Source organism: Microbacterium sp. NPDC055910, assembly GCF_042271185.1.
Lineage (GTDB): Bacteria > Actinomycetota > Actinomycetes > Actinomycetales > Microbacteriaceae > Microbacterium.
On record NZ_JBHJZS010000007.1, the window covers coordinates 1 to 26,536 of the forward strand.

At 65.4% G+C, this 26,536-nt stretch carries 27 protein-coding genes; 12 read left to right on the forward strand and 15 right to left on the reverse strand.

From position 1 onward, the window contains the following. Nucleotides 1–89: 89 nt before the first annotated feature. From ACFC3F_RS04925 to dprA, 4 genes are all read left to right on the forward strand, one after another. Nucleotides 90–1,112 (forward strand): DUF4192 family protein, encoded by a 1,023-nt coding sequence (locus tag ACFC3F_RS04925; protein ID WP_376127279.1) that lies wholly within the window; start codon nucleotides 90–92, stop codon nucleotides 1,110–1,112. A gap of 26 nt (nucleotides 1,113–1,138) precedes the next feature. After that, nucleotides 1,139–1,825 carry an N-6 DNA methylase gene (locus tag ACFC3F_RS04930; RefSeq protein ID WP_376127281.1) on the forward strand — a complete coding sequence of 229 codons (687 nt, stop codon included), beginning with the start codon at nucleotides 1,139–1,141 and terminating at the stop codon, nucleotides 1,823–1,825. Between the two features lie 96 nt (nucleotides 1,826–1,921). After that, the gene (locus ACFC3F_RS04935) at nucleotides 1,922–2,068 is read left to right on the forward strand and encodes a hypothetical protein (protein ID WP_376127283.1); all 147 of its coding nucleotides are present in this window, start codon (nucleotides 1,922–1,924) and stop codon (nucleotides 2,066–2,068) included. Nucleotides 2,069–2,135: 67 nt separating this feature from the next. Further along, nucleotides 2,136–3,077 (forward strand): DNA-processing protein DprA, encoded by a 942-nt coding sequence (gene dprA, locus ACFC3F_RS04940; protein WP_376127285.1) that lies wholly within the window; start codon nucleotides 2,136–2,138, stop codon nucleotides 3,075–3,077. Nucleotides 3,078–3,110: 33 nt separating this feature from the next. Here dprA and ACFC3F_RS04945 read toward each other — a convergent pair whose 3' ends face one another. Next, nucleotides 3,111–4,388 carry a Y-family DNA polymerase gene (locus tag ACFC3F_RS04945; protein ID WP_376127287.1) on the reverse strand — a complete coding sequence of 426 codons (1,278 nt, stop codon included), beginning with the start codon at nucleotides 4,386–4,388 and terminating at the stop codon, nucleotides 3,111–3,113. 4 nt (nucleotides 4,389–4,392) lie between these two features. Continuing rightward, nucleotides 4,393–4,797, reverse strand: a complete 405-nt coding sequence (locus ACFC3F_RS04950) for a LexA family protein (RefSeq protein ID WP_376127467.1) — start codon at nucleotides 4,795–4,797, stop codon at nucleotides 4,393–4,395. Nucleotides 4,798–5,002: 205 nt separating this feature from the next. Here ACFC3F_RS04950 and ACFC3F_RS04955 point away from each other — a divergent pair, with 205 nt between their 5' ends. Next, entirely contained in the window at nucleotides 5,003–6,787 is a 1,785-nt protein-coding gene (locus tag ACFC3F_RS04955; RefSeq protein WP_376127289.1) for an ATP-binding protein, read from the forward strand. Continuing rightward, entirely contained in the window at nucleotides 6,784–7,041 is a 258-nt protein-coding gene (locus ACFC3F_RS04960) for a hypothetical protein (protein WP_376127291.1), read from the forward strand. Before ACFC3F_RS04955 ends, ACFC3F_RS04960 begins: the two co-directional genes overlap by 4 nt. Nucleotides 7,042–7,065: 24 nt before the next feature. Here ACFC3F_RS04960 and ACFC3F_RS04965 read toward each other — a convergent pair whose 3' ends face one another. From ACFC3F_RS04965 to ACFC3F_RS04975, 3 genes are all read right to left on the reverse strand, one after another. Next, on the reverse strand, nucleotides 7,066–7,593 hold the full coding sequence (locus ACFC3F_RS04965) for a helix-turn-helix transcriptional regulator (RefSeq protein ID WP_376127293.1): 528 nt from the start codon (nucleotides 7,591–7,593) through the stop codon (nucleotides 7,066–7,068). A gap of 88 nt (nucleotides 7,594–7,681) precedes the next feature. Beyond that, nucleotides 7,682–8,305 (reverse strand): hypothetical protein, encoded by a 624-nt coding sequence (locus ACFC3F_RS04970; protein ID WP_376127295.1) that lies wholly within the window; start codon nucleotides 8,303–8,305, stop codon nucleotides 7,682–7,684. Further along, entirely contained in the window at nucleotides 8,302–8,829 is a 528-nt protein-coding gene (locus ACFC3F_RS04975; RefSeq protein WP_376127297.1) for a helix-turn-helix transcriptional regulator, read from the reverse strand. Before ACFC3F_RS04975 ends, ACFC3F_RS04970 begins: the two co-directional genes overlap by 4 nt. 149 nt (nucleotides 8,830–8,978) lie before the next feature. Between ACFC3F_RS04975 and ACFC3F_RS04980 the strand changes: the two genes are divergently transcribed. The 6 genes from ACFC3F_RS04980 to ACFC3F_RS05005 all read left to right on the forward strand — a co-directional run bounded on the left by ACFC3F_RS04980 (nucleotide 8,979) and on the right by ACFC3F_RS05005 (nucleotide 13,467). After that, nucleotides 8,979–9,206 carry a hypothetical protein gene (locus ACFC3F_RS04980; RefSeq protein ID WP_071044816.1) on the forward strand — a complete coding sequence of 76 codons (228 nt, stop codon included), beginning with the start codon at nucleotides 8,979–8,981 and terminating at the stop codon, nucleotides 9,204–9,206. A 78-nt stretch (nucleotides 9,207–9,284) separates the two neighbouring features. After that, on the forward strand, nucleotides 9,285–10,925 hold the full coding sequence (locus ACFC3F_RS04985; protein WP_376127299.1) for a hypothetical protein: 1,641 nt from the start codon (nucleotides 9,285–9,287) through the stop codon (nucleotides 10,923–10,925). Beyond that, complete coding sequence (locus ACFC3F_RS04990; protein ID WP_376127300.1) at nucleotides 10,922–11,749, forward strand: hypothetical protein; 828 nt, start codon at nucleotides 10,922–10,924, stop codon at nucleotides 11,747–11,749. The genes ACFC3F_RS04985 and ACFC3F_RS04990 overlap by 4 nt, the downstream gene beginning before the upstream one ends. A 13-nt stretch (nucleotides 11,750–11,762) precedes the next feature. Then, nucleotides 11,763–12,419 (forward strand): ParA family protein, encoded by a 657-nt coding sequence (locus ACFC3F_RS04995; RefSeq protein ID WP_071044819.1) that lies wholly within the window; start codon nucleotides 11,763–11,765, stop codon nucleotides 12,417–12,419. Further along, a complete protein-coding gene (locus ACFC3F_RS05000; RefSeq protein ID WP_376127302.1) occupies nucleotides 12,416–12,739 on the forward strand; it encodes a hypothetical protein in 324 nt (107 codons plus the stop codon). Before ACFC3F_RS04995 ends, ACFC3F_RS05000 begins: the two co-directional genes overlap by 4 nt. Before the next feature lie 314 nt (nucleotides 12,740–13,053). Continuing rightward, entirely contained in the window at nucleotides 13,054–13,467 is a 414-nt protein-coding gene (locus ACFC3F_RS05005; RefSeq protein WP_376127469.1) for a protein-tyrosine phosphatase family protein, read from the forward strand. 350 nt (nucleotides 13,468–13,817) lie between these two features. Here ACFC3F_RS05005 and ACFC3F_RS05010 read toward each other — a convergent pair whose 3' ends face one another. The 10 genes from ACFC3F_RS05010 to ACFC3F_RS05055 all read right to left on the reverse strand — a co-directional run bounded on the left by ACFC3F_RS05010 (nucleotide 13,818) and on the right by ACFC3F_RS05055 (nucleotide 26,528). Further along, entirely contained in the window at nucleotides 13,818–14,546 is a 729-nt protein-coding gene (locus ACFC3F_RS05010) for an SOS response-associated peptidase (RefSeq protein WP_376127304.1), read from the reverse strand. An 89-nt stretch (nucleotides 14,547–14,635) separates the two neighbouring features. Then, nucleotides 14,636–15,088, reverse strand: a complete 453-nt coding sequence (locus tag ACFC3F_RS05015; RefSeq protein ID WP_376127306.1) for a hypothetical protein — start codon at nucleotides 15,086–15,088, stop codon at nucleotides 14,636–14,638. Beyond that, nucleotides 15,085–16,083, reverse strand: coding sequence for a ParA family protein (locus tag ACFC3F_RS05020; protein ID WP_376127308.1), 999 nt, complete (start codon nucleotides 16,081–16,083; stop codon nucleotides 15,085–15,087). The genes ACFC3F_RS05015 and ACFC3F_RS05020 overlap by 4 nt, the downstream gene beginning before the upstream one ends. Nucleotides 16,084–16,183: 100 nt before the next feature. Further along, complete coding sequence (locus tag ACFC3F_RS05025; RefSeq protein WP_376127310.1) at nucleotides 16,184–17,548, reverse strand: hypothetical protein; 1,365 nt, start codon at nucleotides 17,546–17,548, stop codon at nucleotides 16,184–16,186. A gap of 409 nt (nucleotides 17,549–17,957) precedes the next feature. Then, nucleotides 17,958–18,188 (reverse strand): type II toxin-antitoxin system RelB/DinJ family antitoxin, encoded by a 231-nt coding sequence (locus ACFC3F_RS05030; RefSeq protein ID WP_071044894.1) that lies wholly within the window; start codon nucleotides 18,186–18,188, stop codon nucleotides 17,958–17,960. An 84-nt stretch (nucleotides 18,189–18,272) separates the two neighbouring features. Further along, a complete protein-coding gene (locus ACFC3F_RS05035) occupies nucleotides 18,273–20,378 on the reverse strand; it encodes an FtsK/SpoIIIE domain-containing protein (protein ID WP_376127313.1) in 2,106 nt (701 codons plus the stop codon). Further along, nucleotides 20,378–20,662: a hypothetical protein gene (locus ACFC3F_RS05040; protein WP_376127315.1), complete on the reverse strand. Its 285-nt coding sequence runs from the start codon at nucleotides 20,660–20,662 to the stop codon at nucleotides 20,378–20,380. Before ACFC3F_RS05040 ends, ACFC3F_RS05035 begins: the two co-directional genes overlap by 1 nt. A gap of 78 nt (nucleotides 20,663–20,740) precedes the next feature. Further along, nucleotides 20,741–22,021, reverse strand: coding sequence for a M23 family metallopeptidase (locus ACFC3F_RS05045; protein WP_376127317.1), 1,281 nt, complete (start codon nucleotides 22,019–22,021; stop codon nucleotides 20,741–20,743). Then, a complete protein-coding gene (locus tag ACFC3F_RS05050) occupies nucleotides 22,018–23,994 on the reverse strand; it encodes a hypothetical protein (RefSeq protein ID WP_376127318.1) in 1,977 nt (658 codons plus the stop codon). Before ACFC3F_RS05050 ends, ACFC3F_RS05045 begins: the two co-directional genes overlap by 4 nt. Beyond that, nucleotides 23,991–26,528: an ATP-binding protein gene (locus tag ACFC3F_RS05055; RefSeq protein ID WP_376127320.1), complete on the reverse strand. Its 2,538-nt coding sequence runs from the start codon at nucleotides 26,526–26,528 to the stop codon at nucleotides 23,991–23,993. The genes ACFC3F_RS05050 and ACFC3F_RS05055 overlap by 4 nt, the downstream gene beginning before the upstream one ends. Nucleotides 26,529–26,536: the final 8 nt, after the last annotated feature.

The window sequence follows — 26,536 nt, forward strand, 5'->3', positions numbered from 1 at the left end:
ACCCCAACCAGCCGCCCATGGTCCCCAATGTCTGACCCCCCTCGTAGTCTGTAACTGTCAGAGATACAAACCCCAGGAAGGGACACACCATGACCACTCCACTCCCCACCCTCCACAAGGCCACTCAGCCCGGCGACTTCCTCGCTGCCGTGCCCCCGATGCTCGGCTACCAGCCAACTGACTCAGTCGTCGTTATCCCGTTCGACGGTCCCCGCACGATCGGCGCGATGCGCTTCGATCTGCCGAGCGTCGAGAACGCCGTGCACCTCGCGACCGTGGCCGCTGGCCTGGTCTGCAGGGTCGAGAACGCGACGGGCCTGGCGGTCATCGTCTACGGCGAGCGCGCCGAGGCCGAGGCGGTCGCTGAGGCGATCACCCAGACCGCCGACGAGTGCGGGCTGAGCATGATCGAGCGGTTCTACGTGACCGGCGCCGGGTGGGGCCTCATCGGCGACGATGCGGTGTCCCCGATGCCCGAGGTTCCCGAGCACCTGGCAGCGATGGTCACCGCAGCCGATCAGCACGCCGGGGCGGTTCTGCCGGAGGCCGACGAGGCTCTCGCACGGGAGGTCGCCGAGGCTCTCCCCGGTGACCTCGGCATCCGTCTGGCAATGCTGGACGTTGACCCGCTCGACCTGTTCGAGCAGTCGCTGTCGTGGGATGGATCGGACCTCAAGGCGCAGTCAGCCGCGACGATGATCACCCTGCTGAACCGGCCCTCGCTGCGCGACGTGGCCGTGGTGCAGTGGGCGCACGGTTTCGCAGCCGGTGAGAGCGCGCTGGACGCGCAGATCGCCTGGGAGAACGGCGTCGATTACCCGAAGCACCTGGCGATGGTCATGTGGGGCGAGGGACCGCGCCCCGACGCGGACCGCCTGTCCGCCGCTCTGACGGCGTGCCGCCACCTCGCCGCACTCGCACCCGAAAGTGAGCAGGTCGGCCCTCTGGCGGTCGCTGCGTGGCTCTCCTGGGCACTGGGGCGCTCGACTCACGCCGATGCCTACTCACTCCGCGCGCTGGCGATCGACCCCGAGCACGGCCTGTCGCAGATCGTCGGCACATTCGTCGCCGCCGGTCACCTCCCGGACTTCAGCTTTGCGGTTTCCCGCTGATCCTCGACGAGCCGAGAGGAGCAGCAATGATGACACCCATCGTGAGGACACTCAAAGCCAACGCCGGATCTCGCGACCTGCGCACGGTATTCACGGACTTCTGCGAGGCAAGCGCCATCGCCATCCGCAACCGCGTCGACTCTCACGGCTTCCGAGAGCGGGAGGAGTCGTACGAGCGCATCCGATCTCAGTACAGCGCCGCGCAGATGGACCGCTTCGCGGAAGCACTGGCCCTGGTGGCCATCGAGGTGACCCAGAACCCACGCGACGTGCTCGGGGAGACATACATGCAGCTCGGCATCGCTGACCGCGATCGCGGACAGTTCTTCACCCCGTACAACGTGGCGCAGCTCATCGCCGAAATGCAGCTCACTGGCACCTCCACTCGGGTCCCACCCCGGCCGTTTCTGACGATCTATGAGCCAGCCTGCGGGGCGGGAGCCATGGTCATCGCGATGACTCAAGCTCTCGCTCGTCGCGGTCTCGACTATCGCGAGAGCGTCCACGTCACCGCCGACGATCTCAGCCTCACTGCCGTCCACATGAGCTATCTCCAGTTGTCACTGCTGGACGTGCCGGCGTTGATCAATCGGCGCAACTCCCTCACTCTTGAGCACTTCGACACATGGGCCACACCAGCCCATGTCATCGGTGGATGGACAAGACGCCTTGCGTCACTCGAGCACTCCGCCGAACTCAGGACCGTCAGCTGACACCGGCCAAGTCGGGTCCGTCGCATCGTCGTCCATGGTCCATGTCTGAGGTGTGCGTTAGTATGTAACTGTCAGAGATACAAAGGAGCGCAAACCATGGCAACTGCGACCGCAACCGCAACCGACAGAGTCACCGACTACTACGCCGAGCGCCACGACATCCTCGTCGGTGCCGGTACCGGCCCCGTGTCCGACCTGTTCGACGGCATCCATGGCCGCGACTGGGCCGACCTGCGCAACTGACCCGGTGATGGCGGGGTGACCTCTCCCCCGCCACCACCTACCAACAATCCCACGACAGGAGATCCCCGTGAGCACCCCCACCAACGTCAACCTCGAGGCGCGAGCAGCCTGGTCCGTCCTCACCGAGCCCGGCGACACGGTCGCCGGCGGTCTCGTGGCGGCCATCGGATACGCCGAAGCTCTCACCGCGCTCGAGAACCCTGCGGCATGCATTACAGCGATCATGGACGCCGACGCCGCCTCAACCCAGGAGGAGGCTGCGACAGCCGTACAGCGATGGCTACCGCGGATGAACAGCCGCACGCTCGACTTCGCACTCCGGGAGGCACAGCGTCACGGCATTCAGATGCTCGACCCCGACGCTGTGCCCGGCGTCGCCGATCTCGGGATCCTCGCGCCCCATGTGCTCTGGGTTCGAGGTGACCTGGGCGCCGCGGTCACTCCCCTCAGCAGCAAGATCGCTCTCGTTGGCGCGCGCGCCGCAACCAACTACGGAGACCAGGTCACTCGAGAACTAACCACCGACCTCGTCGGGCGCGGGATCACCATCGTCAGCGGCGCCGCCTACGGCATCGACGCCACCGCCCACAGGGCAGCGCTCTGGAACGACGGCCACACGATCGCCTGGCTGGCCAATGGCGTCGACCGCGCCTACCCGGCCGGCAACAGAGACCTGATCGACCGGATTGCTACGCACGCCGGCTGTGCCGTCATCAGCGAGATCCCGCCCGGATCCGCTCCGACTCGACACCGCTTCCTCAGTCGCAATCGCCTCGTCGCCGCCACGGCCGCTGCCACGGTCGTCGTGGAAGCAGGCTGGCGCTCTGGATCCCTCACCACGGCCAACCACGCCGCGATCCTCGGCCGCGGCCTCGGAGCCGTGCCTGGCCCGATCAGCAGCCCAGCATCGTCCGGATGCCACCGCCTCATCCGAGAGTGCGAGGCGCAGATCGTCACCGGCCCCGACGATGCCTATGAACTGCTCAGGCCCACGCCGGTGCGCGGGTAGCGCGCCGCGGCACCGGCGACAGCGCCTACCCTCTCAGGCGCGCACGATCGCGAGCTCGTCCCAATGAGTCGTCGCACGACGGGTCAGCATCGCACGCTTCATCTGCCAACTGGGCCCGGGCCGAATGCCGGCATAGCCAAGCCCCACGACCTCCCGACCCGTCTTGCGCTGCACCCTGTCCAGGAGCTCAGCGATCCGTGACTCCTCGTGGGCGTGTCGGAACATGTCGAGAGTCTGGTGTTCGTCGGTTTTGCGTAGATCGGTGAGCATGATTCCGGCTTTCGCGTAGCGGATGCCCTCCTCGAGCTTCGGCAGGATGCTGTGTGCTGCTTTGGTGAGCTGCACTGGGTCTGCTGTCGGCGTGGGGAGCCGGGCGACCGTCTGCTGGAATGACGTGCTCTCCGCGTATGAGGAGGTGCTGGCGAATGCTGTGACAAGGTTGGCGACCTGACCATGGCGAACGAGTCGGGTCGCAGCGCGTTGCGCGTAGATCGAGAACACCTGGCGCATCTCGGCGACCGTGGTGATCTTCTCCCCGAACGAGCGAGACACGATCAGCTGCTGCTTCTTGCCGGTGTGGTCGGGTTCGGCCTCTATGCAGGGGATTCCACGCACCTCGAGCGCCGTTCGCATCGTCACCACGGACGTGTTCTTCCGAACCACGGTCGGATCGGCTGCAGCGAGGTCGGCGATCGTCTCGATGCCGATCGCGTTGAGGCGGCGCTCGAGGCGGGACGCGATGCCCCAGATCTCCGAGACAGGCAGCCGGCTCATCAGCGCGTGCCGGTCGGCGGGGTCGATGTCAGGCCAGACACAGACGCCGTCGAACGCCGACGCCTTCTTCGCCCACCTATTCGCAAGCTTGGCGAGGGTGCGATTGTTCGCGATCCCCACACACACCGGCACGCCGATCAGCCGCGCAAGGGTGCCTTTGATGTCCTGGGCCCAGGCTTGCATGGCTCCCGGATCCCGCTCGATGTGCGGCGGGACGACGAGGAACGCCTCATCGATGGAGTAGATGTCGAGATCTGCGGTGTACCGAGCCAGGAGCCGCATCACCCTCGAGCTCATTGACCCATAGAGCTCGTAGTTGGAGCTCACCGCGACGACACCGAGCCGTTCGGCCTGAGCTCGTACCTTGAACCACGCCTCACCGATCTGCATCCCGAGCGCTTTCGCGTCGGCGCTGGCAGCGACGATCGCGCCGTCGTTGTTGCTCAAGACGACGAGAGGGGTGGAAGCGAGATCTGGACGAAAGACCCGCTCCATGCTGGCGTAGCAGCTGTTGATATCAACATGCGCGAGGTGCACCGGCTCACCTGATCCAGAGCTTGTGCAAGCAGTAGGTGACCGTGCCCCAGATGGTCAGTTCTGAGAGTTCGGGGACGACAATGTCGGGATGCTCCGAGTTGTCTGCCTGGAGGACGACGCCGACTGGGGTGAGCCGGAGCCGTTTCACCGTGAGCTCCCCATCGAGCACGGCGACGACCACGTCGCCGTCGCGGGGAGTCTTGGACCGGTCGACCAACAGCTCGTCGCCGTTGCTGATGCCCGCGTTCATCATCGATTCGCCGGCAACGCGCACAATGAAGGTCGCCGCTTGATCGTCGATGAGCATCTCCGTGAGATCGATGTCTCCCTCGAAGTAGTCCTGCGCAGGCGACGGAAACCCTGCTGCGACAGCGACAGGGGCGACCCGAATGCCCGGGCGTACGGACATGGCACGCACGTCGATCGCGGCCGCGACTCGTACATCCACAGCGCGCATGAGGGACCTCCTAGAACATGTTGACGATTTCGAGTATGCGCGCGCGGGTAGACATTAGGAAGTTAGACCGAATCTGCGGAAGGTGCTAGCGCTCGCTCTATTGTGGCCGTATTGTGTAACTTAGTTACACAACTGACTTGCATACGGGAGGCCGATTATGAGTCGGACGGTTGCTGCTCAGATCCAGCTCGGCTCGAAGCTCTCGCTGCCGATAGATCTCGCGACGGAAGCCATCGCAGTGCTGGGGCGCCGTGGCAAAGGGAAGACGAATACCGCGGGTGTGATCGTCGAGGAACTGATCGGCCTGGGCGTTCCTGTGTGTGTCGTCGACACCGTCGGCGTGTGGTGGGGCCTGCGCTCCAGCAAGTCCGGCAAGGGACCGGGACTTCCTGTGGTCGTGTTCGGCGGATCTCATGCTGACGTGCCGCTCGAGGAAACCGCGGGCAAGGTGATCGCGGAGGTCATCGTCGAGCGCCGCATCCCCGCTGTGATCGACACATCACTGCTCAGTAAGGGCGCGGCTCGGCGGTTCCTGACGGATTTCGTGACGGAGGTCTACCACCGCAACCGGGATCCGCTTCATGTCGTTTTCGATGAGGCCGACGAGCTCGCGCCCCAGAATCCACGTGCGGAGGGCGCCCGACTCTTGGGCGCAATGGAGGATTTCGTGAGACGCGGCCGCGCACGCGGCTTGGGTGTGACGTTGGTCACACAACGGCCGGCTGTGCTCAACAAGGACGTGCTCACACAGATCGAAGTCCTCATCACCCACGGCCTCACCGGACCGCGCGACGTCGCCGCGATCGACGAGTGGGTGCGCCTGCATGCCGACCAGGCAGAGGCGTTGCGAGTGAAGTCGACACTTGCGAGCCTTCCCACCGGCACGGCATGGGTGTGGTCTCCCTCTTGGTTGGGCATCTTGCAGATGGTCGATGTCCGGGCACGGAAGACGTTCGATTCCTCGGCCACCCCGAAGGTCGGTGTCGCTACCGCTGTCCCGCAGGCCCGCGCCCCGATCGATCTGGACGAGCTCGGCTCCGTCATCCGCGCCACGATCGATAAGGCTGCGGCAGAGGATCCCCGCCGACTGCGAGCTCGCATCACAGAGCTGGAGCGGCAGCTCGCCTCACGGCCGGCCGCAGCGCCGGCGATCAGCCCGCCGATGGAAGTGCGCGTGGAGGTGCCCACCCTTACCTATGAGGACCGACGTCGCTTCGATCAGGCGACGGAGACTCTCACGCGCGTCGACGAGATGCTCGGCACGGTGCAGGGCGATGTCGCCGCGGCGTGGGCGCTGCTAAGCCAGATCGAAACCGCTGCCACTCCGTCACACACGAAGGTGCCACCGCCTTCAATCCCACGGACCGAGCATCCGCAGCCGGTAGCCCCTCTCGCCCCGCCAGCCCGGACGACGACCACTCAGGCGACTCGTGAGCCGTCGGCGACGGCTCACGAGCGCGGTTCGTTGGGTAAGGCGGAAAGGCTGATTCTGTCTGCCCTCGCCACCTACGGACCGAGAACGCACTCGCAGATCGCACATCTCACCGGCTACAGCGGCAAGGGAGGCGCGTTCGCCAACGCGCTCGGCCGCCTTCGCAGCACAGGCCGTATCGTCGGTGGCCGCGATCACATCTCGATCACCGAGCAGGGCATCGCCGATCTCGGCGACTTCGAGCCGCTGCCATCCGGGCAGGCCCTCGTGGACCACTGGCTTACCCGGCTGGCTAAAGCGGAGCGGGCCATCCTTTCCACGTTGCTCGAGGCATGGCCGAATGCACTGTCGAACGATGAGATTGCCGAGCGCACGGGATACGCCGTCGCGGGCGGAGGGTTTGCCAACGCACTCGGGCGGCTCCGCACCCTGGAACTGATCCGAGGCTCCCGGGCCGCGAACATCGCGTCAGACGAACTTGGCGCGGCAGCCCAAGGTGGTCCGTCATGACCAGCCCCGCTGAGGACTCACATGAGCTCATGACCGAATTGGAGCAGCTCGCGCAGCGACAGAGAGCCCTTCGCGAAGAGCTCGCGGAAGTTGTGGATGCTCGCACTCGCCTGATCTCCGAAGCGCGACGTCGCAACGTCGCCACATGGCGGCAACTCGCGTTGATGTTCGGCATGACTGAGCACGGCCTGATCAAAGCTGACGCGGCTGCGCGTATGCAGACTGCGGAGCAGGCAGACGAGCAAGATCAGTAGGGGCGGGCCGGTCAGCGTTATGGATCAGCGGCGCTTCTTGCTGCCTTTGCCTGTCGGCAGCTTCTCGCCCAGCAGCTGCTCAAGTGCGGGCACCTCTGCCGTGCGCCACCGCGCCTGACCTGACATCCGGGAGCGCAGCGGGCCGGCGCCGATCCCGACTGCCCGCGCGACTTCTGCCTTGCTGATGGAACGCTCTGACAAGAGCTTCTCCAGCCACTCGCTGACTCCACGGCTCGCGTCCTGGTCGAGGCGATCGGCAGCATTGCGAGGTGGCCGGCCCGTGATGCTGTCTCCACGGTTCTGCTGCTCGGCGATGTACGCCTCGATGTCCGCTCGCCGAAAGACCGCGCTGGCGCGCATGCCCTCGATCCGCATCGGAGTGGGGAACAGTGGCAGCCCAGTCTTGTTGCCCTCCTTCTCGATCCGACGCGATCTCGTCTGGTACACGCGGACGGTGTCGTGCTTGACGCCGATCATCTTGGCGGCTTGCTTGTAGGTGACGTACTCCGGGCGGACGACGTCCTCGAGCGCAATCGTCTGCGCTGAAACCATGCCGAGTCTCCGATCGATGCAGTAGAAGGTTTGTCAATGCAGGAGTGTACCAACCTTGCGTGACAGTGGTGCGCTTCTTCGCCGGCGTCTAATCGAGTTCGTCGATGGAGATCACGCGGCGCTGCGTGAGGCTGGGGCGGTACATCTGGATTCCGTACGGGACGGCCGGACCAATCATGAGCAATCCGGGCAGCTTGTGGGCATAGCGGTCGGCGAGCTTGGGTGCGGCCGCGGTGAGGCGGACGCCGACGTCGGCGCGATCGGCGGCGACCGACACGGTGGGGAGCAGTTGATCTTGTAATCGCTCCCCCGCGCCTGGCGCCTTTCGGCTGCGGTTGTGGCCGGCGATAGTCCAGTAATCGCCGTTGGAGGTCATCGTCAGGGTCGCGGTCCGGTCATCGAGCACGTAGACCCGTGTCTGCGTGCCCCGCCGTTGCCGGCGCAGGAGCCCCGCACACAGCGCAAGTACGGCCAGCAGGACGAGCGCGGCGATGATGAGGCCGCGGATGCCGTCCCGCCAGCCGATGTACCAGAGCGTTCCGAGAGGGATGAGGACGATCGCGAGGGAGAAGAGGCGCTGGCCGCTCGTGCTTCGCCGCGTGAAAATACGCTCCCAGAGGAGCGATCGGAAGACCCAACCGGCCTCACGGATTCTGTCGGGGCGGGTGGCGAGGTGGACGCCGGCAGGAGGGTCTGGCAGCGGTGCCGTCATTCGTCCTCTTCTCGTCGAGTGCGCCGCTCGGCGCGCAGCTGCTCGACCTGGAGGTTGGCGTCGCTGGTTTCTATCCCGAGCGTGGAGGCGATCCGTTCCCGCTCGTCTGCGGTCCAGGCCGTCCGGCCCCGCATTCGCTCGCCAAAGGTGACGTTGTTCAGCTGCAGCGTCTCGGCGAGCTGCTTGAGAGTGGTGATACCGGGCGCGCCGGCGCCGGCGGCTATGGCCTCGCGGATCCGGTCCGGGAAGGGTGCAGTCGGGCCGGTACGGCGCAGGGCGGTTCGTGGAGGCCGACCGGCCCGGCCTTGGGTGTCCGAGCGGGCACGGATGTATGCGTCGATCGCGTTCTCATCGAACAGGACGGTTCGCCCCTCGAAGCCGACGGGATCGGGAAACCGGGAGGGGCCCGGCGACTTGTCGCGATCGCTGCTGCGGTACACGTACACCGTGTTGAGGGAGACGCCCATCTTCTCGGCGATTTCCGCGCTGCTTATCCGGCGCCCGGCAGCGTTGGTGTCTTTCATTCGCGGGAGGCCCTCTTCTCGATCGAGCATGCGTGACTGCGCGCTTCCTTCATAAATGTAACGAGCCGTGGCGACAGGTTCCCACTGGAAGGGGCGACACTCCCCATCCGGTATCTGGTTTCGCATCCCTGTTCCGTAACATGGTTGTCATGGCGAACATCGATGACATCCGCCGGCAGATCTCTCAGGTCGGTGTAGAGATCTCCCGCACCGACGAACTGCTGGAGCGTCGTGGGCATCTGGTTGAGGAAGCGCGCGCAGCTGGCATGACCTATCGGGAAGTTGCCCAGCTGCTGGGTATGACCGAGACCGGGCTTCGGAAGACGCAGAAGGCGTTTCGCGCGCGCTCGTCTCATCTTGAGGCACGCGCATCCTGAGCTTCGGGACCCTCAGAAGCCGTCGCAGTTCGTGAAATATGCTTGCAAATTGCAATATTCTTTTACTAATATAAGCACATGGAGGTGACGGGCATGGAGGACTTCGACTACCGCCCGAAGCCTTGGGTACCGAAAGACGTTCCGACCATCTGGGTCGATCACACGTCCGGGCAGGGTGTGACGCAGGACGGCGTAGTTGTCCGGCCGGTTGTTGGCGATCGCCGGAAGAACCCGAACCTCACCGACTTGCTCGATACAGCCGCCAGCTACGGCGCCAATCGGATCATGCTGACGGGAAAGCGCCCCGAGCCCGAGCCGGGCATTCGCCACTGGCTGTACGTGCAGACGCCGCGGTGGAAGCCCGGTACTCACTGGATCAACAACGGGCCGCCTACGGGCAGGTTCGAGCACGAGACCACCGGCTTCAAGATCGAGATCCGCACGGCCGAAGAGTGGTTCGGTGAGATTCCTCTCACCCCTGCGCAGGCGCGGAGCGCGTGGGACACCACAGCCGCGATTCTCAAGGCCGCCGATGAACGCGCGCGGATGTTCAACTCCCCCGCTGCGACCGGAACGAACCTCTGGGCTCTGTCGCTGCCCAAGAACGTCAATCCCGTGCCGGTGTCCTCTGACATCGCCGAGGAGATCCACGCGACCAGTGGCCAGCACCATATCGAGCATCTCGTTGCCGGCCCGGACTTCTCGACCCACGAGGACTGCGTCCCGCTGGTTGATCCGGCCAAACAGAAGAAGATGGCCGAGTTCGCGTATGTCGACGGTCGCTTCATGTACGCCGCGCTCGGCCGCGAGCTCGGGTTGGGTCCAGCGCGTCGGCTGAATCGTGCGGCCGCGTATCAGCTGATGGATGAGGATCCGTACGCACGCGCGAGATTCAACGTGCGCTTCCAGGTGCCCTCGACGTGGAACCACGTCGGACTCCTCGGCGTCCGCCACCAGCGGGTGGAAGAGGGTTGGTACTACCCGAACCGTCCAGGGGCGCGTGGTGAGACGTGGGCGGATGCAGCCGAGATCCAGGTGGCGCGCGCAGCGGGGTGGGTGATTGACCCGCTCGAGGCTGTCGTCTTCCGCAAGGCGCGTCCGTTGGACACCTTCTTCGAACGGATCATGCGCGCCCGAGACCGGGTCAACGAGCACCCCGATATGCACCCTCTGCTGCGCAAGGCGGTGATGGCTGCGCTTCGAGCGATCGTGCTGCACAGTGTGGGCGCATTCGCGTCGTCGGGTCGCGATCAGACCCGTGTCGCGACAAACGCCCTCGATGTTCCTCCGCAGTTCCAAGCTCGCATGCAGCGGCAAGGAAAGCTGTTCGTCTACCACGTTCCCAGCGAACGCAACTCCCGGACGGAGTCCTTCTATCACCCGGAGCTCGCTGCTCAGGTGTGGGGGCGAGCTCGCGCTCGAGTACTCGACGGACCAAGCGCTCTCGGGCTCCACACCGCCGGGGCTCTCGCAGTCGATCCGTCCACACTGCTGGGCATCCAGGGTGACGCCATCTACACCAGCATGCTGCCGACCTGGTCACTGCCGGTCGCGAGCGGTGGCGGCGACGACGGCAAGCCTGGCCGCCTGCGTCTGCAGGGCTATCTGCGTGGGTCGTTCCTGACGCCGGAGCGACTGCAGCAGCGCCTGTCGTTGCGCGGCCGCGCAGAAAAAGCCGGCGTCGAGTCGGCGCTCGAGCACGAGGTGGTGATGTCGTGAGCGACAACAGCAATAGCGCCCGATCTGCGCAGGACTTGGTGCGCTTCCTCCGCGGGCGCGGGATCTCGACGGCGGAGATCGCGGCCGAGTTGCACCGCTCCCCCAGGATGGTGCGGAAGATCCTCAACGGCGAGACCAGCGGCGCGCTGTATCGATCGACTCTTGAGGAGCTGGCCAACACCGGTCGCACCTCCAGCGTTCCCCCTCGCCGGCGCCTGAAGTCGGGGGGTCTGGTTCCCGTCCGGGCCAAGGCGGGTGCAAAGCAGAAGACCGTGGTTCCTGAGGATCCAGGTGGCAAGTACACCTCCGCCCGCCAGGGTGGTGCCATGCAGGCGTCGACGACGTACATGGCCGAGGGTGGTCGGCAGGTCGAGCTCCGCCTCCCCAAGGGGAAGACTGCGAAGGGCCGCACGTCGGCCGACGCTGAACTCGTCCGCCAGATCCGGAACGCGGCCAAGGGCCAGGCCCGCGACAATCAGAAGAAGATCCGCGCGACCTTGACGTTCGCCAACGGGCGCGTCATGGAGGTCAACACGTACAACGCCTCGACGATGCTGCAGCGCGTCAACGAGGCCGGCGGCAGTGCACTGGAGTGGATGCGCGGTGAGTCCAAGAACAGGTACCTCAACCTCGACGTGTCCCGCGAACCCATCACAGGGGTCACCCTGACGGTGTTCGCCGACACGAAGACACCCGAGTACGAGGACTTCAAGGCTCAGGGCAGGCCGCGGCGATCGCGTGCACTGAACCCTGCCGAGATTCGGCGCCAAGAAGAAAAGGCACGCCTCGAGCAGGGGCGACGCCGCGGCGGCCGCAGGTCGTGACGAGGAGTAGACGATGACTGATAAGCAGACGCCACTAGAGAACCCCCTGAGGCTCACCGTCGGCAACCTCAAGGGCGGCGTGGCCCGGTCGACGACGTCGATCATGCTTGCCCTCGCTCTGGTTAAGCGCACCGGCCAGCGCGTGCTTCTGGTCGACGCGGATGCCGCGAACGGCACGAGCTTCGAGTGGTCCGAGTACGCCGGCGAGGTGTGGCCAGCCGAGGTCAACGTCGTGTACCTGCCGTCACAGATGCTCGGCAAGCGCGTCCGCGAGATGTGGCCCGAGGGGCACCTGATCATCGATACCGGCAATGACTCGACGACCCTGCGGCAGGCGCTCATGGTCACCGACCACCTGGTGATGCCGATCGGCGCCACCCCCTCGGAGGCCACGCGGCTCACCCCGACGCTGCAGGCCGCTGCCGAGGTCGCAAGCATCAAGCCGATACAGCTGTCCATACTCTTCACACGCACCAAGCCAAACACCATCAGCTTCCGTGAAGCGTGGGAGCAGCTCAAAGCGATGGAAGGCGATGTCGAGGGTCTCCACGTTCTCGATGTCAATGTGCCGTTCCAGCTGCTCTACTCTCAGGCGTTCGGCACCGTACCCACGAACCTCGGCGTCTACCCCGACGTGCTCGAGGAGATCCTGGCGGGAGGCGACCGATGACCCAGCCACAGAGGAAGCCCAAGACGGACTGGAGCGCAGCGTTCAGCAAGCCCGAGACGGCTTCGCGATCCCTCGAGCCGGTGACGGAAGTCGACGTCGAAGACGCCGAGCAGGATCTCGCCAAGCCGGCACCGCGTCGACGCGGGCCCTACAACGTGAAGAAGGTCGACAAGAAGCCGGCCACGTTCCGGCTGCCGCCCGATGTTCATGAGCTGATCGATCGCGCTCGCCAGGAGGCTGCCGACAACGGCATCCGGCTGACGAAGGACGACGCGGTGACTGCGGCGGTACGTCATCTCTACGGACGCAAGCGACGCTGAGTCAGATCGTCTTGAAGGCCACCGATACTTCATCGGTGGCCTCTTCTCTTTCCGTGAACGTCGCATCACATCGACCGGGAGCTCACGCGGAAGACTCCAGAACGCATGACATTTCGACTCGAAAAGTTGTTCGATGACACGCAGTTTGGCGAGTACTCGAGCTTCGGCTTGCCGGAATTCCGCGGTCCCTCGATCCGCCACCGGCACTCGTTATGCCAGACAACTTGTCAGTAGTCGACGAGCAGTGTGCGCAGCCCGCACGCAACCAAACGGCCGCCCGGCAGGATGGAAGCATGCATACGTGGGATCCGATGATGGCTGGGGTTGTCGAGCTTCCAAACGGTCGCACCGTGCGGGGTCGATCCCTGAGGGCAGGCCCACCGGTTGGCGATGAGGTGCCCGACTTCGGGATCTATCTGACCGCGAAGCCGCACGCTGAGGCTTGGGAATCCCGATGGGTTGCCTGGCCGGACTTCCGTGTGCCGCGAAGCGCGACCGATGCGGTTGCAGCGATCGAGGAGGCGTTGACCCGATCAGCCCGAATGAAGGTCGAAATCGCGTGCGGAGGTGGACGGGGACGAACAGGAACGGCTATCGCAATCCTCGCGCGCTACAGCGGTGTCCCCGCAGAGGAAGCCGTGGAATGGGTGCGCACGCACTATCGATCCGGCGCCGTGGAGACACCGTGGCAGAGGCGATTTGCGGGGCAAGTTGCGATCACACGCTGATCCAGCGGTTCTGATGACAGACGATGAGTCTCGCCGAGTCTCGCATTGACTAAGGAGGATCTATGATCACTCACCGCAAGGTTATGGCGCTACTGACAAAGTTCGTGGCCGTACTGACAGAGTTCTGACAATCGGACAAAAGTGCTTGCAAATTGCGTGTATTTTGCTTGCAGATTTCGCCGCCCGTGTTAGGCTGAGCCGCAGCGTTGACCCGCGCTATAGCGCGAGGGAGATGCGGAGGCTCAGACCAACAGGCCCTCTCCCCCAGTACACGGAACGCATTGAAGTGCGTCACGTTTCGGACGTTGAGGGCTGCTTGCATTTTTCAAGCACTTTTCGGTTGGCGCTGCTCAGCTCGGCTGATCGATCGGTTCGAGCAGCGTCGAGTCGTGCCGGTCGACGGTGCGGGCGTTGTTCATCCGAGGGTCGACAAGATGGGTGCGCATCGTTTCGGCGATCGCGCTCGAGCTGGCATCGAGTTCGTCGAGCAGCTCGAGGCGGTTCCTTTTCGATGCGGCGCTGTCGTTTTGAATGGTGAGCGAGGTGGGGTTGAGCCAGTCGTCGCGGAGGTCGTCGGAGATGAACGCCGGCATCCGGTCGTGGATCTCTCCGGATGCGTCTCGTGCCTCTCTGGTGATGACGACGAATACCCGCTGCCGCTCTCCTGCGATGTCGGTCGTCCAGGTCAGGCCGGCAGCGGCGAGGATCCCGTCGCCGGCGATCAGGTGCGGCTGCTTGCTTCCCTTCGGCCCCGTCCATTCGAAGTAGCCCGGCGCCATGGGAACGATGCAGCGGCTGTTGGAGAACGCGCCGACCCAGAACCCGGTAGGCAGCTTCTCGATCCTGGCGTTGATAATCGGCCCACCGCCGGGGCGGCTCGCGGGCTTGGGCCAATCCCATCGTGCGAGCGTGAGCTCGCGTTGAACGTCATCGTCAGCGAGACGTTCACGGATGATCGGAACGCTGGTCGTGGGCGCAATCGAGTAGGTGGGTCGCCAATCCTCGGGTTTGCCTCCGCTGACGACAAACTCCGTGATCAGCTCGTTGGTCTTCGACGACAGAGAGAAGCGGCCGCACATGAGCAGAGCGTAGCTCGCCCGTATCCCTGCAGCTCGAGGATGGCTCGGCTCCAGACCGTGGTGCGATACACGCACCCGACTGTGTGTATTCAGTCGCGCACGGGGCGGCCGCGTTGCAGTTTTCCCGCGGCCGCGAACTCGTTGCCGGAGTTGTGGAGCTGCTCTCGACGGATGGCCTCGTTCACGAGTGCCGTCTCTACGAAGGCGCTGAACGATTCGTCCCCTTCGAGGTGCGCGGTCGCTTTGTAGGCGGCGACGACCCGTGCCCGCTTGCCCGCGTCGATGTAGGTATTCACGCGTCCCTGAGCGCCCTGTGCGGGCGGGGCAGGCTTCCGTGGCTGCTGGGCCTTCGGTCGCACGTTTGGCGCCGTGGAGGCCTTCGTGGGCTGCTCCTTGGGCGTTTCCGGCGCGGGTGTCCCTGCGGATACTTCTTCCGGCGCGGGTGGCGTGGCTGTCTCGGCGTCGCGATTGGCGGCAAACATCCGCTTGGGATCGACCTTGCGAGGCGCGAGGCCCGTGATGCCCCGGGTGCTGTCGGTCATGAGTGGGCTCCTTCCAGCGTCGGCGTCTCTGCCATGATGATGCGGTCGTTGATCTCCTGTGCGATCGCCTGCAGGTCATCGGCAACGGATCCTGCCGTGGCGCTGGTGAGCTGCTTGTCCTTGAGTTCGCCGCTGCGGATCTTCCACCAGGCGATGCCAGCCTTGGCCTCGGCCTTTGCTCGCTCGTCGAGCTCGTGCGCGAGGAGCCCGGCGCGGCGTGCCTGGCTGGCGACCGCTTCGCTGTGGCGAACGGTTCGTCGGAACACGACCTCTCGGCCGATGCCGCCTTCGTCCCCGACTCCGAACATCGCGTCGAGCTCGGCGCGCGCGTCGCGCTCGGCGTTGCGGATCACGACTGTGCCGTCCTTGCGTCCGGTGGCGGTTCCCACATCGGTGAGGATCACTCCCAGCAAGTCGATCCCCCGGTTGACGTCGAGCACCTGGTCGATGCGCTCGGCCACTTTCGCGACGCCCTTGATGCTCGAGTTGTCGGTCTTGCTCGGCACAAGCACCCAGCGTGCTGCCGACAGGGCTGCCAGTTGAAGTACTCCGTCGCCGGGTGGGCAGTCGAGGAAGATGAAGTCGTAGCCGGAGGCCACGGGCTCGAGGATGCGAGCGAGTGCGAGCTTCGCTGCGGTCGGGTCGTTGCCCATCTTGGCGCTCAGTGCCGCGGTGACGTTCGCGAGGTGTCCCCCGCCGGCCCAGACGTCGAGGTTTTCTCGGACGCCGATGAGCGCGTCCACGCTGCCGCCGAACATCAACGCCTTGGCGAGTGACTCTCCCTGGTCGTTGCGGTCGTCGTCGGCGTAGCCGAGGTCGTCTTCGAGGTTGCCCTGCGGGTCGAGGTCGACCAGGAGTACTCGCGCGCCGGCGAGGGCGAAGTAGCCACCTATGTTTGCTGCGAGCGTCGTCTTACCGACACCGCCCTTGAGGCTCTCGATCGCCATCACTCTGCTGAGCTGGTCATGGTCGATCGTGGCTCGCGCGTTCACCATCGTGGATCCTCTCGCCGTTAGTAACGGGATTACCGTTTATTGCGTGTATCACGTCTTTCACGAATATAACGTGTATTCCGTCGTTGACGCAATACACGTCTTATCCGTTATTGGCGTTATTAGCGTCGTTGCCGTTTTTTCCGTCATTGCCCGATGACGCGAGGTGCCCCACGATGTCGCTCACTGCGGACGGCAGCGGCGCCCGGTGGGGGAACACGACGCGAACTCGAGCGGCGTCCTCAGCGCCGTCGACAAGGGCGACGACGAGTTCTTCGCCGTTGTCGCTGTCACGCCACCGCGCAGCCCCAGCTGCGACGTCGTGCTCTGGGTGCCATCCGTGCATGGTCAGGCACTTATCGAGAGCGGAGATCTCGCCCACCAGCTGCTGCGTTCGCACTGGCATGGCGTAGAGGGCCCGCTCGTGGCCGATGAGCGCCATCACGAGCGCCTTCGCAGCGGCTGCCCGCTGTGCTGCGCTTGCTGGCTGCCTCCTCAGGCTGTGACGGCGGAGCTGTTCGATGATCGCTTCACGAGCGCTTTGATCCTCCTCCAGCAGGCGCTGCCGCTCCCTTTCGGCTTGTCGTGCCGCCTCAAGGTCGGAGTGTCGCTTCGTGAGGCGATCTGCGTGCTCTCTGAGTTGCCGCTGCAGGCGTGTCTCGCCTCGAGTGAATGTCTGGAGCTTGGACAGCATCCAGGCGAAGTGCGCGAGACGGTCGCGCTTTTGCCCGTTCTCGAGCGGGAGGATTTTCGCGGCCGCCATCGCCTCGTCGAGCTCTGCGCGGAGCGTGGCGAGGGTGTACCTGTCGGGCGTGACGTCGTAGCGCTGCAGGATGTTGCTCAGCTGGCCGATGTGGCGGCCGCCGTGCAGTGCACCGGTGGCTGTGGGTGGTCCTCCGGCGTCCAGGCCGTAGTTGCGGGCGACGGCCCAGGTGAATCGCTGAACTTCGATAGGGCGAGGCGATGTCGCCGGGGGGACCCGGCGTGTACTTCTTCGTCTCGGCTTTGGCCGCGAAGCGGCCGTCTCGCGCGCTCCTGCGCGCGTTGGTGACCATTTTTGAACAGGAGATGTCTTAAGAACTGAACCTCTGCGAGGTAGGTGGCAAGTATCCACAGGGCTGGTGGGGCGAGGCATGACGAGAGCGCGCACCGATGCGGCAGCTTCCTGATATCTCCCGTGCAGCCTCTTGGCCTGGCTGCGCTCGGCGGGGGAGAGGTGCCGGCCCATGACGACCGTGACGGCGAGGCCGAGCTTCTCGAGCAGACGCCGAGCTTCGCCGACGGTGCGCTTGCTCATACCCAGGCGCTTCGCGACCGTCTCGTGCGAGGTGCTGACGCCGCGGCCGGTGCGCACGTCGGCCGCGGCCATGTCGGCGCGGGCGACGAGGATCGCACTCCCAACGGAGATCTTCTTTCCGCGGAGCTGCGCAGCCCGCTCAGAGCCCAGGACGCGCTCGACGAGCGCCATCCAGGCGCGTGCAGAAGTCCACGCCGGCAGTGCCGCATAGGCGCCGTCAGCAGGAGTTAGCGACCACGATCCCGAACGCTGCGAGCCAGACTGCGGCTTTCGATCGGATGAAAGGCCTGCTACTCCGGCATCCACAGGCGAAATCTGCTTGCATTTTTCTTGCAAACTGCTTGCAGATTTCGCGTGGCGAAGCTCGCTAATCCCAGCATTAACGGTTACGATGAGGCCACCTCCTCTACCTCCTCGGTAGGCGTGACAAGACCCCGGGTTGCTTCCCGGGTGACATACACAAGAGATCTGGCTGGCAGGCCTGAACTCTTGAGGACTAACTCGGACTGATTTGTTTGGCGACGCTCAGACCGAGACCATTGACACCAGGACCCCTCGCTTCGGCGGGGGGTCCGTCGTTTTATGCCGTATCGATAGGCAGCTCCCCATCCCGTGGAAGTTCGGGCATCCAAACGGGAATGCCCTGGTCCGTCAACTCGATGTGGGCCACGAGCTCGTCGACGAACTCGGAGGTCGAGATGCCCACTCGCGCTGCGATAGCGTCGGCGCGCACTTTCGTCTGACGCTCGATGCGCCAGCTGGGCTGGACCGGGTCGAGCAGCGCCCCACGTCGCCGCTGAATACGTGCCATGCGCGCCACTAAACCACATGTGCACACGCACATGGAAGACATTCGAGTGCGTGTCTACATCTCGGGACATGAAGAGCAGCACGATTATGCACCGGGGCTACGCACGGTGATGGCGCCGTCAGAGGGCAGCGAGAGCGTGCCTGGTTCGCCGGTTTCGAAGTCGCGGTAGGTGAAGGCGATGTATCCCTCGTCGAACTCGTCGTACTCGGCTGTTTCGACGAGTCCCCAGGTGTTGGTGTCGGGGTCGACGAGGGCGAGCATGCCTTCGCGGGCGAGCGTGCCGTCGTCGGTGAGGACTTCTTCCACGACGAGCTCGTCGGGCTGGGTGTAGCCGGCGAACAGTTCTTCGGCGTCGTCGAGCTCGGGCTCTGCTTCTTCACGCTGGATTCGGTCCAGCTCGGCGACACGGTTGTCGTCTTCGAGGCCGGTGATGAGTCCGCGCGCTTTGTGCTGAAGTTCGTCGATGCGGTCGGCTGTGACGATCCGAGCCGCCATGTAGTCGTTGTAATCGGGCACCCCGTCGGTGCCCGTGCCGTCGAGGTCGGCTTGGTCTTCCGGGTCGACGATCGCCATCAGCTGGTGGATGGTGTGCTTCGGTGTGATCTGCTGGACGAGTTTGAGGTCGTCGGGAAAGACCCAGTTCTCAGGGTGTTCGGGTTCGGTCTGGTAGGGGTCGGGCGTCCAGTAGGCCTGGATCTCGACGGGGGTGCCGTGGTCGTCGTAGGCGATGCCGCGGCCCTTGGCGTTCACGGGAACGGTGACGCCGGTCGAGTAGGAGTTCCACATCATCTGTGCGCCGTCGGGGGAGAGGCGTCCGAAGGATGCGCGGAAGCCGAAGTTGTCGCGCATGTCGCCGGTCAGGAACTCGGCGTCAGGGCGCTGGAGACCGAGCAGCGCGTGCATTCGCACCTTGCGGGCCAGGGACATGAAGTCGCTGATTTCCTCGAGCACGGGCGGCTGTGTGCCGGGGCCCTTGGGTTTGACGGTGCGGTACCAGCGGGTGACGGCGTTCTTGAAGGTCTTGAACTCGTCGATGGGGAACAGGACGGGGGTGAAGTCCTCGAGGCGCATCCGTCCGCTCTCGTAGTCCTCGAAGCGCTGCTGCATGGTGCGGAACACCTCGTGTGCGACGCGCGCCTGGTGGTCGATGCGTCCGGCGATGATCCGCACGTTCGGCCAGGAGCGCAGACCGAGCAGCTCGATGCGCTTGCCGTCGATGCCCCAGATCTCCCACCCCTGCGCGGCGAGAAACTGGATGATGCCCAGCATGGCGACCGTCTTGCCGGCGCCGGTCTTTCCCGTGATAAGGCCGTGCGGGTCACGCTTGGGACGCCAGTAGATCGTGTTGCCGTCCTCGTCGACGGCGAACGGGACTTTGAGGTCGTCGTAGCTGGCGAGCGGATCGACCGCGGCGGGGGCGCGGTTCGGGTTGAAGATCACGCCCGACATGTCGGGACGCACCTCGAGGCGGACGGTGTCGTTCTGCAGATCCCAGAATGCCCGCCAGCGGCCGTCGAGCACCGAGGAGATCTGCGACTCGATGCGGCCGCGCAGCGCGCTCGAGGACAGCCTCGGCGTCACTTCGTAGCGGACGGTGATCTCGCGCAGCTTGTCGTCCACGAACTTCGTTGACGCCTTGGCGTCCCCGCCGAAGGTCTTCGCGATCACGGTGTGCACACGCTCGATCTGCGCGTCCTTGCTGGTGTCGGCCTCTTCGGTGTTCAGCGCGAGTTGGAACCACCCTTTGCGGGGCTTGTGCTTGCCGAGCTTGTATCGAGAGTCGAAGGCGCGTTCAACGATGCGCTTGGTCTCTCCCAGAATCTCGGGGAAGGACTCGTCGGCGATGGGGTTGTAACGCACCAGGAGACGCGTGGGCTTGCCGAACCATCCACCACGCCACCGTGTAGCGGTCAGCTGTTCCCGTGCCGGAGCGGGCCATCCCAGGGTCCCGTAGAGGCGCATCAGGCACAGGTCCAGGGATTCCTGACGACGGGAAGAGCGAATGTGAGTGGCGATGACAGCCGCGGTGAGCGCGACCGTGATGATGCCGACGAGGATCAGGGTGAAGATGGGCAGTTCGAGGAGCATGCCGGCTCCGATTGCCAGCAGCATGCCGGTCAGGAGTGCGCCGACGGCGAGGATTGGCGGGTTGCTGCGGGGGAGTGCGGCGGTTGTGGCGCGGACGGACATCAGCGGGTCGCCTTTTCGTCGCGGCGTGCGTGGAGCCGTTTGATTCCGAGGGCGCCCAGGGTCAGCAGTGCGACGAGGAGACCTCCGAGGATGACGATCCTTGCCGTGTCGAGCCCGATTCCGTCTGCGATCGGGATGACGACGTTCTCGTCGACGAGGAGGTGGGCTTCGAGGAGCAGGGCGCGCACGTCGGGGAGGAAGGAGGCGAGCAGTCCGGGGCCCAGTAGGAGCGCAAGGATCGGCAGGGTGAGGATCAGCATGGTGCGGTCGTCGTCGGTGTTCATGAGTCCTCCTGCGTTGGTACGCGTTCACTCCATAAGGGGTTGGTTTGCGATGGTCGAGTCGACAAATCCGCGCTGCGGTTAGAGCCGTCGGCACCAGTCGGTGGGGCATACATCGACGCTCCACAGCTGCATGAACTGCTCGGGGTCGACGAAGTTCTGGTGCTCGGGGAGGGTCGCTGAGCGCATGCGTGTTTCGTTCTGGGAGAGGGTGAGCTTGGCGACTTCGGCGTTGGTGTTGTTGGCGACGTTGATGCGCAGGTCCAGGTGGCAGCCGCCGCTCGGGGGCACGTTGCCGACCTTCCCGATCTGCTGCCCTGCGGTCACTTGGTCTCCGACGTCGACGAGGCGGTCGGACTTGTACATGTGCAGGTAGGACACGACGAAGCCGTCGGGGTGCTTGACGGATAGCCACAGGGCGCTGGAGAGAACTACTTCGCCGGGGAGGATCGCGTAGACGGGCGCGCCGCAGTTGCCGGGCCAGTTCTGCAGGTCGAGCGCAGCGTGCCAGGTGGAGGCGCCGGGTACGTCGATGTCTCGGGGCCCGTAGCCGCTGGTCATTTGGTAGGGCTGGTCCAGGGGCAGCGCCATTTCGCCGATGATCGTGCCCGTGCCGCAGCCGGAGCTGATCCCACCGCCGAGCTGGGTGATCAGGAGCTCTGCGCCGGCTTCCCACTTGTCGTACGCGTCGGGGTAGGCGCTGATCTGCACGGTCTGGGCGGCGACGCCGGGTGTCATGGCTTCCCACCCGGGGATATCGAGCAGGCCGCGGGGTGAACCGCCGTTGGGGCCGTCCTTGCCGCCGAAGAAGGCGCGGATGGAATAGTCCAGGTTCATCCGCTCGGCGACGGTTCCCCAGCCGGCGCGCTGCTGGAAGGGGTTGAGGCTGTCGTGGTCGCTGCCGACGGCGTCGTGGTCGTAGTTGAGCGACTCGGGGACGGTGGAGTTCGCGTACATGCGCAGCACGGATTCCTGCAGCGCTGTCATCAGCGCGACTTTGATGCCCTGGTCGGAGACGCCCAGTTGCCGGCCGACGGTGATGATCGAGGTGGCGATCGTCAGCTGCTTACTCTGGAGGGTGACCGTGCTGTCTCCGCGGGGGATCTCCAACGTCTCCGGCGCCGCGGCGGGTGTGGAAGCGGTAGCTGCAGAGGCGACGGGTCTTGGGGCGGGCGGTGCGCCAGTGGGTGCTCCTGTCGGGGCTGGGCCAACGGCGCCGGCTGTGGAGGGGAGACATCCGGTTGAGCTGCCGGCTGCGGCCGCAGAAGAGGACAGCGCTCCCAGCGCGACGACGACGAAGCCTCCGGCGCCGATGACGAGCACGACGACGAGGGCTGCGGCGACGAGGAGCAGCTTCTTCATTGGCGGGTCAGTTCCTTCGGCCGGAAGGCTTCCAGCTGTCGACGGCGCTCGAGAGCGCGCGGTGACGCCTGCGCGGGAGTGGGCGGCAGCGAAGACACGTCGTGGACGATCGTCGGCATACGGCGAGCTGTCGCGACACCGTCCTTGTCGACCTGGATGCGGCTGGGCATTTCGGAGACGGTGACGACCTTGAGCTCGCCGACGTCGTTGCGCTGCGCTCGTTGCGCTGCTGCACGCGCGGCGCGACCGGCGAGACCTTTCCCTGCCTCGAGCGCAGCGGCTCCGGCGGCTCCAGCAACCCCACCGGCCGCGGCGCCCTTGGCGACGTTGACGACCGTGGTGCCCGCGCCGATCGCCTTGCGCACACCCGCGCTCCCGTGCGGGCGAGGGCCACCATCGGGAACCGTTGCGCCGGATCCGCTACTCCCGCGGCCGCCACCCGTTGTCAGCGATGCCTGTTGCGGCCGCGGCTGAGGTGCGTTGGGCACCTGGTGCAGCTGGATCGGGTCAGGTTCCGATAGCGCCGCGGGGGTGGGAGAGGCCTGCACCGACTTGGACCCATCACGCTTGAGAAGGTCATATGCGTTCTTGGCCATGCTGGTGACGGCACCCATCTTGAGTAGCGCGTTAGCGTCCCGCGGGCTGCCCTTCATCCCCAGCCCGAGCCGGCTCAGGGGCCCGGCCGCCATACGCCCGGCCTTGAGAGTCGCCTTCCGTGCCCGCCAAATGAGCACCACCATGATGATGAGCAGCAGCGAGAGGATGATCATCCGGAAGTTGTGGGGGATGCCACCGCTGGCAGTCATGATCCAGGTCGTCAACTTGAGGTACAGCGAAAGCAGGCAGGTCATCACCACCAGGCTGATCAGTCCCATGAACGTGTCGCTGATGGACCGCCACAACGGCTCCCGGTTGATCGGGAGAATCGCCAGGTAGACCAGGATCATCGACTTCACCGCGGCGACGAGGAAAAAGAAGACAGACACGAGCAGGAGTGCGGCGATCGCCAGAGCGAAGATCAGCAGGGTGGTGACGCCGCCGCTGTTGACGAACGCGAACATGATGTTCAGCGCCCCGGGGTTGTCCGACACCGACTTGGCGAAGTCGGGCAGGCAGTTGGAGAACGCCGCGTAGCTGCCGGAGACGAACCCGGTGATCGGGTCGGCCGTGGTCATCGCCGCGGTGTACGGCTCTTGGCAGTTGTCGGGCAGCACCATTCCGTAGGAGATCACCTGGTGCGGGACCCGGATGAACACGTCGACCAGCTGCGAGCTCACGGCGGCCGACATCGTGTCGACATCGACAGAGGTCTGGGTGTCGTCGACCACGATCGCCGCGGCCAGTGAACCACCCCACTCCTGCGCGTTCTCGAGCATGCCGCCGGTGGCGGTGAGGGTTGCCACCGGGTTGGCCAGCGCACCCACGGCGAGCACTGACATCACCAGGGCGATGACGAGCTCCCACACGCCGGCCGAGGTCTTCCCGAACAGAATCGCGGCGCCACCGGCGAGCGCGGCGATGGTGAGAGCGAATGGGATCCATCCGACGCCGGACAGCACGCTCTGCAGCCACACAGCGAGTGCGTTGAACGGGGTGGCCAGCCAGCCGACCCATTCGAAGGACAGCAGGAAGCTGAACAGCCAGATGATGGCGGTGGTGAGGTAGTACTGCACCATCCAGACCAGCTGCACGACGAAGTTGGCGATCACCTTCCAGGGGGTCCAGATGTCGCCGGCATTCACGTTGATCGTCGCGTACGCCTCGATGGGGACGCCGTGGGTGTCGGTGAATGTGGTTCCTTCGGGGAGGAGCCAGGAGGCGTGTGCTGCTTGGGAAGTGATGACGGTGAAGTACGTGATCAGCAGGAGGACGGCGAGCGTGCGTGCCTTCCACGGGTGGGTGTGCGCCCAGACCCGTGCCCGAAGCGCCCAGCTGCTGAGGGTGTGGAACGAGGTGGCGTAGAAGGTGATCACGGTGTCTCCGCTGCGAAGGATGGCGTGGACATGACTGCCTGACGGCGGTCGGGTCGAGCAGGGAGGGTCTTGCGGAACTTGCCGTAGCGGCCGCGGATGTCGCGCATCAGGCCCTCACCCCGTCGGCCTGTGGGGACTTGCCGGTCGGCGCCCATCGGGCTGAGGTTCTGAGTGACCTCACGGACGGTCTCGTTGGTGACGGGGAGGCCCAGCCATTCGATGGCGCGTCGGGCGAGCTTCTCGTCGGTCTGTCGCATCACGAACCGGGTCTTGATGAGACCGCGGGTCACCTCGTCGCCGAAGTCGGCGGGGTCGTGTGATCCGACGCCTGCGGCTGCGCCGTGCTTGCGGCCGTCGCGGAAGAAGGTCTGCAGCTCGGCTTCTCCATCGCGGCTGACGGTGATGTGGTGGGCTTCGTCGAAGATGGCGAGGGCCAGCCGGTAGATGTCCATGAAGCAGGCCTCGCGGGTCAGTTGGGTGAGGACCGCGTACATGGCGCGCCCGAACTTCTTCTCGAGCGGCAGCTGCTTGAACAGGTGTTCCTTCTCCACTTCCGCGCGGTCGGGCAGCGGCAGGCCGCGGGTGGTGAACACGATCGCGTCGGCGTTGAGGTCGAGGGCGGGGATGTTCTCGTCGAACAGGACCGTTCCGAACTCTTTGGTGGCGACGACGCGGATGAGGTGGAGCAGCTCGGTGGCGATGGTGTTGTCGGGGAGGGTTCCGAGGTGGGTCATGAGCGATCCGAGGCTCACGATCTTGTGCTCGGTCATGTACTCCGACTCCAGAAGGCGGGACAGTTCCACCCCGCGCGGTTCGACGGGGTCGACGTTGAGCATGAGCGCGAACAGAGACTGCACCATACGGGCGCCTTTGCGGGGTCCGAGGACGCGCAGCGGGTCAAGAGACCATTCCGGCTCGAGGATGTCCACGACTCGGACGATCTTGCCGCCGTCGGTGGAGTCGTCCTGGTCGTAGGCGAGGGAGCGTGCGAAGGTGGCATACTCACGGGCGTTGGTGCGGTCGATCGCGACGATGCGGCCGCCGCGGTCCAGGACGTCGCCGGCGATCGCCTTGAGCAGCACGCTCTTTCCGGCGCCGAGCTCGGCCACCACACCGAAGGATCCGCTCGAGTCGGCGCGGATGTTGCCGTGCAGATCGATGAGGATCGGGGTGTGCCGTCCGGTGGTGATGTTGTCGCCGAGGCGAATCCCGCGGTCATCGCCCAGCGAGCAGCTGACGATCGGAAGGCCGGACGCGAACTCCCTTCCGGTGGTGATCTGAGCCAGGTCGCGCACGAGCCGGGATGTCGGGGTGCCTGGTTGCATCGCCCACCACAGCTCCTCTTGGCCGCCGAGAGGGGTTTCCAGAAGGAAGTCGCTTGCCTTGTAGTCGGCCGCGACGTAGCGGGCGCGTGCTTGAGCAATCGCCGGCGTGGGGCCGCCGACGGAGAGGATGACGGTTCCTTCAACCTCGACCTCTTTGTCGGAGACGTTGAGGGATGCGTGATACGCCGCGAGCGTCTCGCCGATCTCGATGAGATCAGCTCCGCTTCCGGTGATCGCGTTGGTCCCCGACTGCTGCTGCACCTGGTCGATCAGCTGCTCCTCGGCGCGCTTGTTGCGACGCTTGACGGCCTCGGCCGAGGTCACGGTCAGGCGAATCGCCCAGTCGACGTCGATCTCGTACTGCTCGACACGGCTGATCCACTCGACCCCTGGCATCACCCAGCCGCCTTTGGGCCCGCCGACGACGGCTTGCATGACCTGATAGCTGGGTTCCTCGGAGTGAGGGCTCTGCACCTTGAGGTAGCGGCGGTTGAACGGCAGGAAACGCTTGAGTTCCGCGGGGGAGAGATCAGACTGGCCACCCTCGTCCAGCCAGGGGCGAGGCATTGCTGTGGGCAGCTGCGTAGCGGGCACCTCGTCGATCCCGGGTGCCTCGTCCGGCGCGGCGCCATCCAGAACGAGACCACGGTGCTGAGAGCGCAGCGCAATCCAGATCTGCTCGGCGATGGTGGCAGGGCGGGCCTGGAAGCCAGCAGGGATGCGGTGTGCGAGCTGGTCGGCCGCGGCCATGGCAGCGGCGACTTCGCTCTTGGTCGGTGCGGTGCGCGGCAGGGCGAGTTGTTCACGGAACTGGTTGAAACCGGCGCGCCATGTTGCGCGTGACCGGGTGCGCCAGTTGCCTGCCGCGAGTGGGATGGACAGCCAGTAGACACGCTCCCCAAGCGCGATCTCCTCGAGGGAGTCGAGAGTGAGGGCGCACTCCTCGGCCCAGGCAGGCGCGTCGCGAACGTCGACGCCGGCGAGCATCTTGTCGACGATGTCGACCGGGTCTGTCGCGGCGCAGAACCCGAGCAGGAGCGCTTCGCCCCGCAGCGACTGGAACAGCGCCTGATGCTGCGACAGCACAAGGCTGGCCATCTCGTCGGTGCCGAGACCGTGGGGGAGTCCCTGCAGGCGCCAGGTGGCCCAGATGACGCCGGTGCGTGTCCAGGTGAGGTTGCCGGCGAAGGCGGCGGCGGGGATCTGCATGAGCGGCT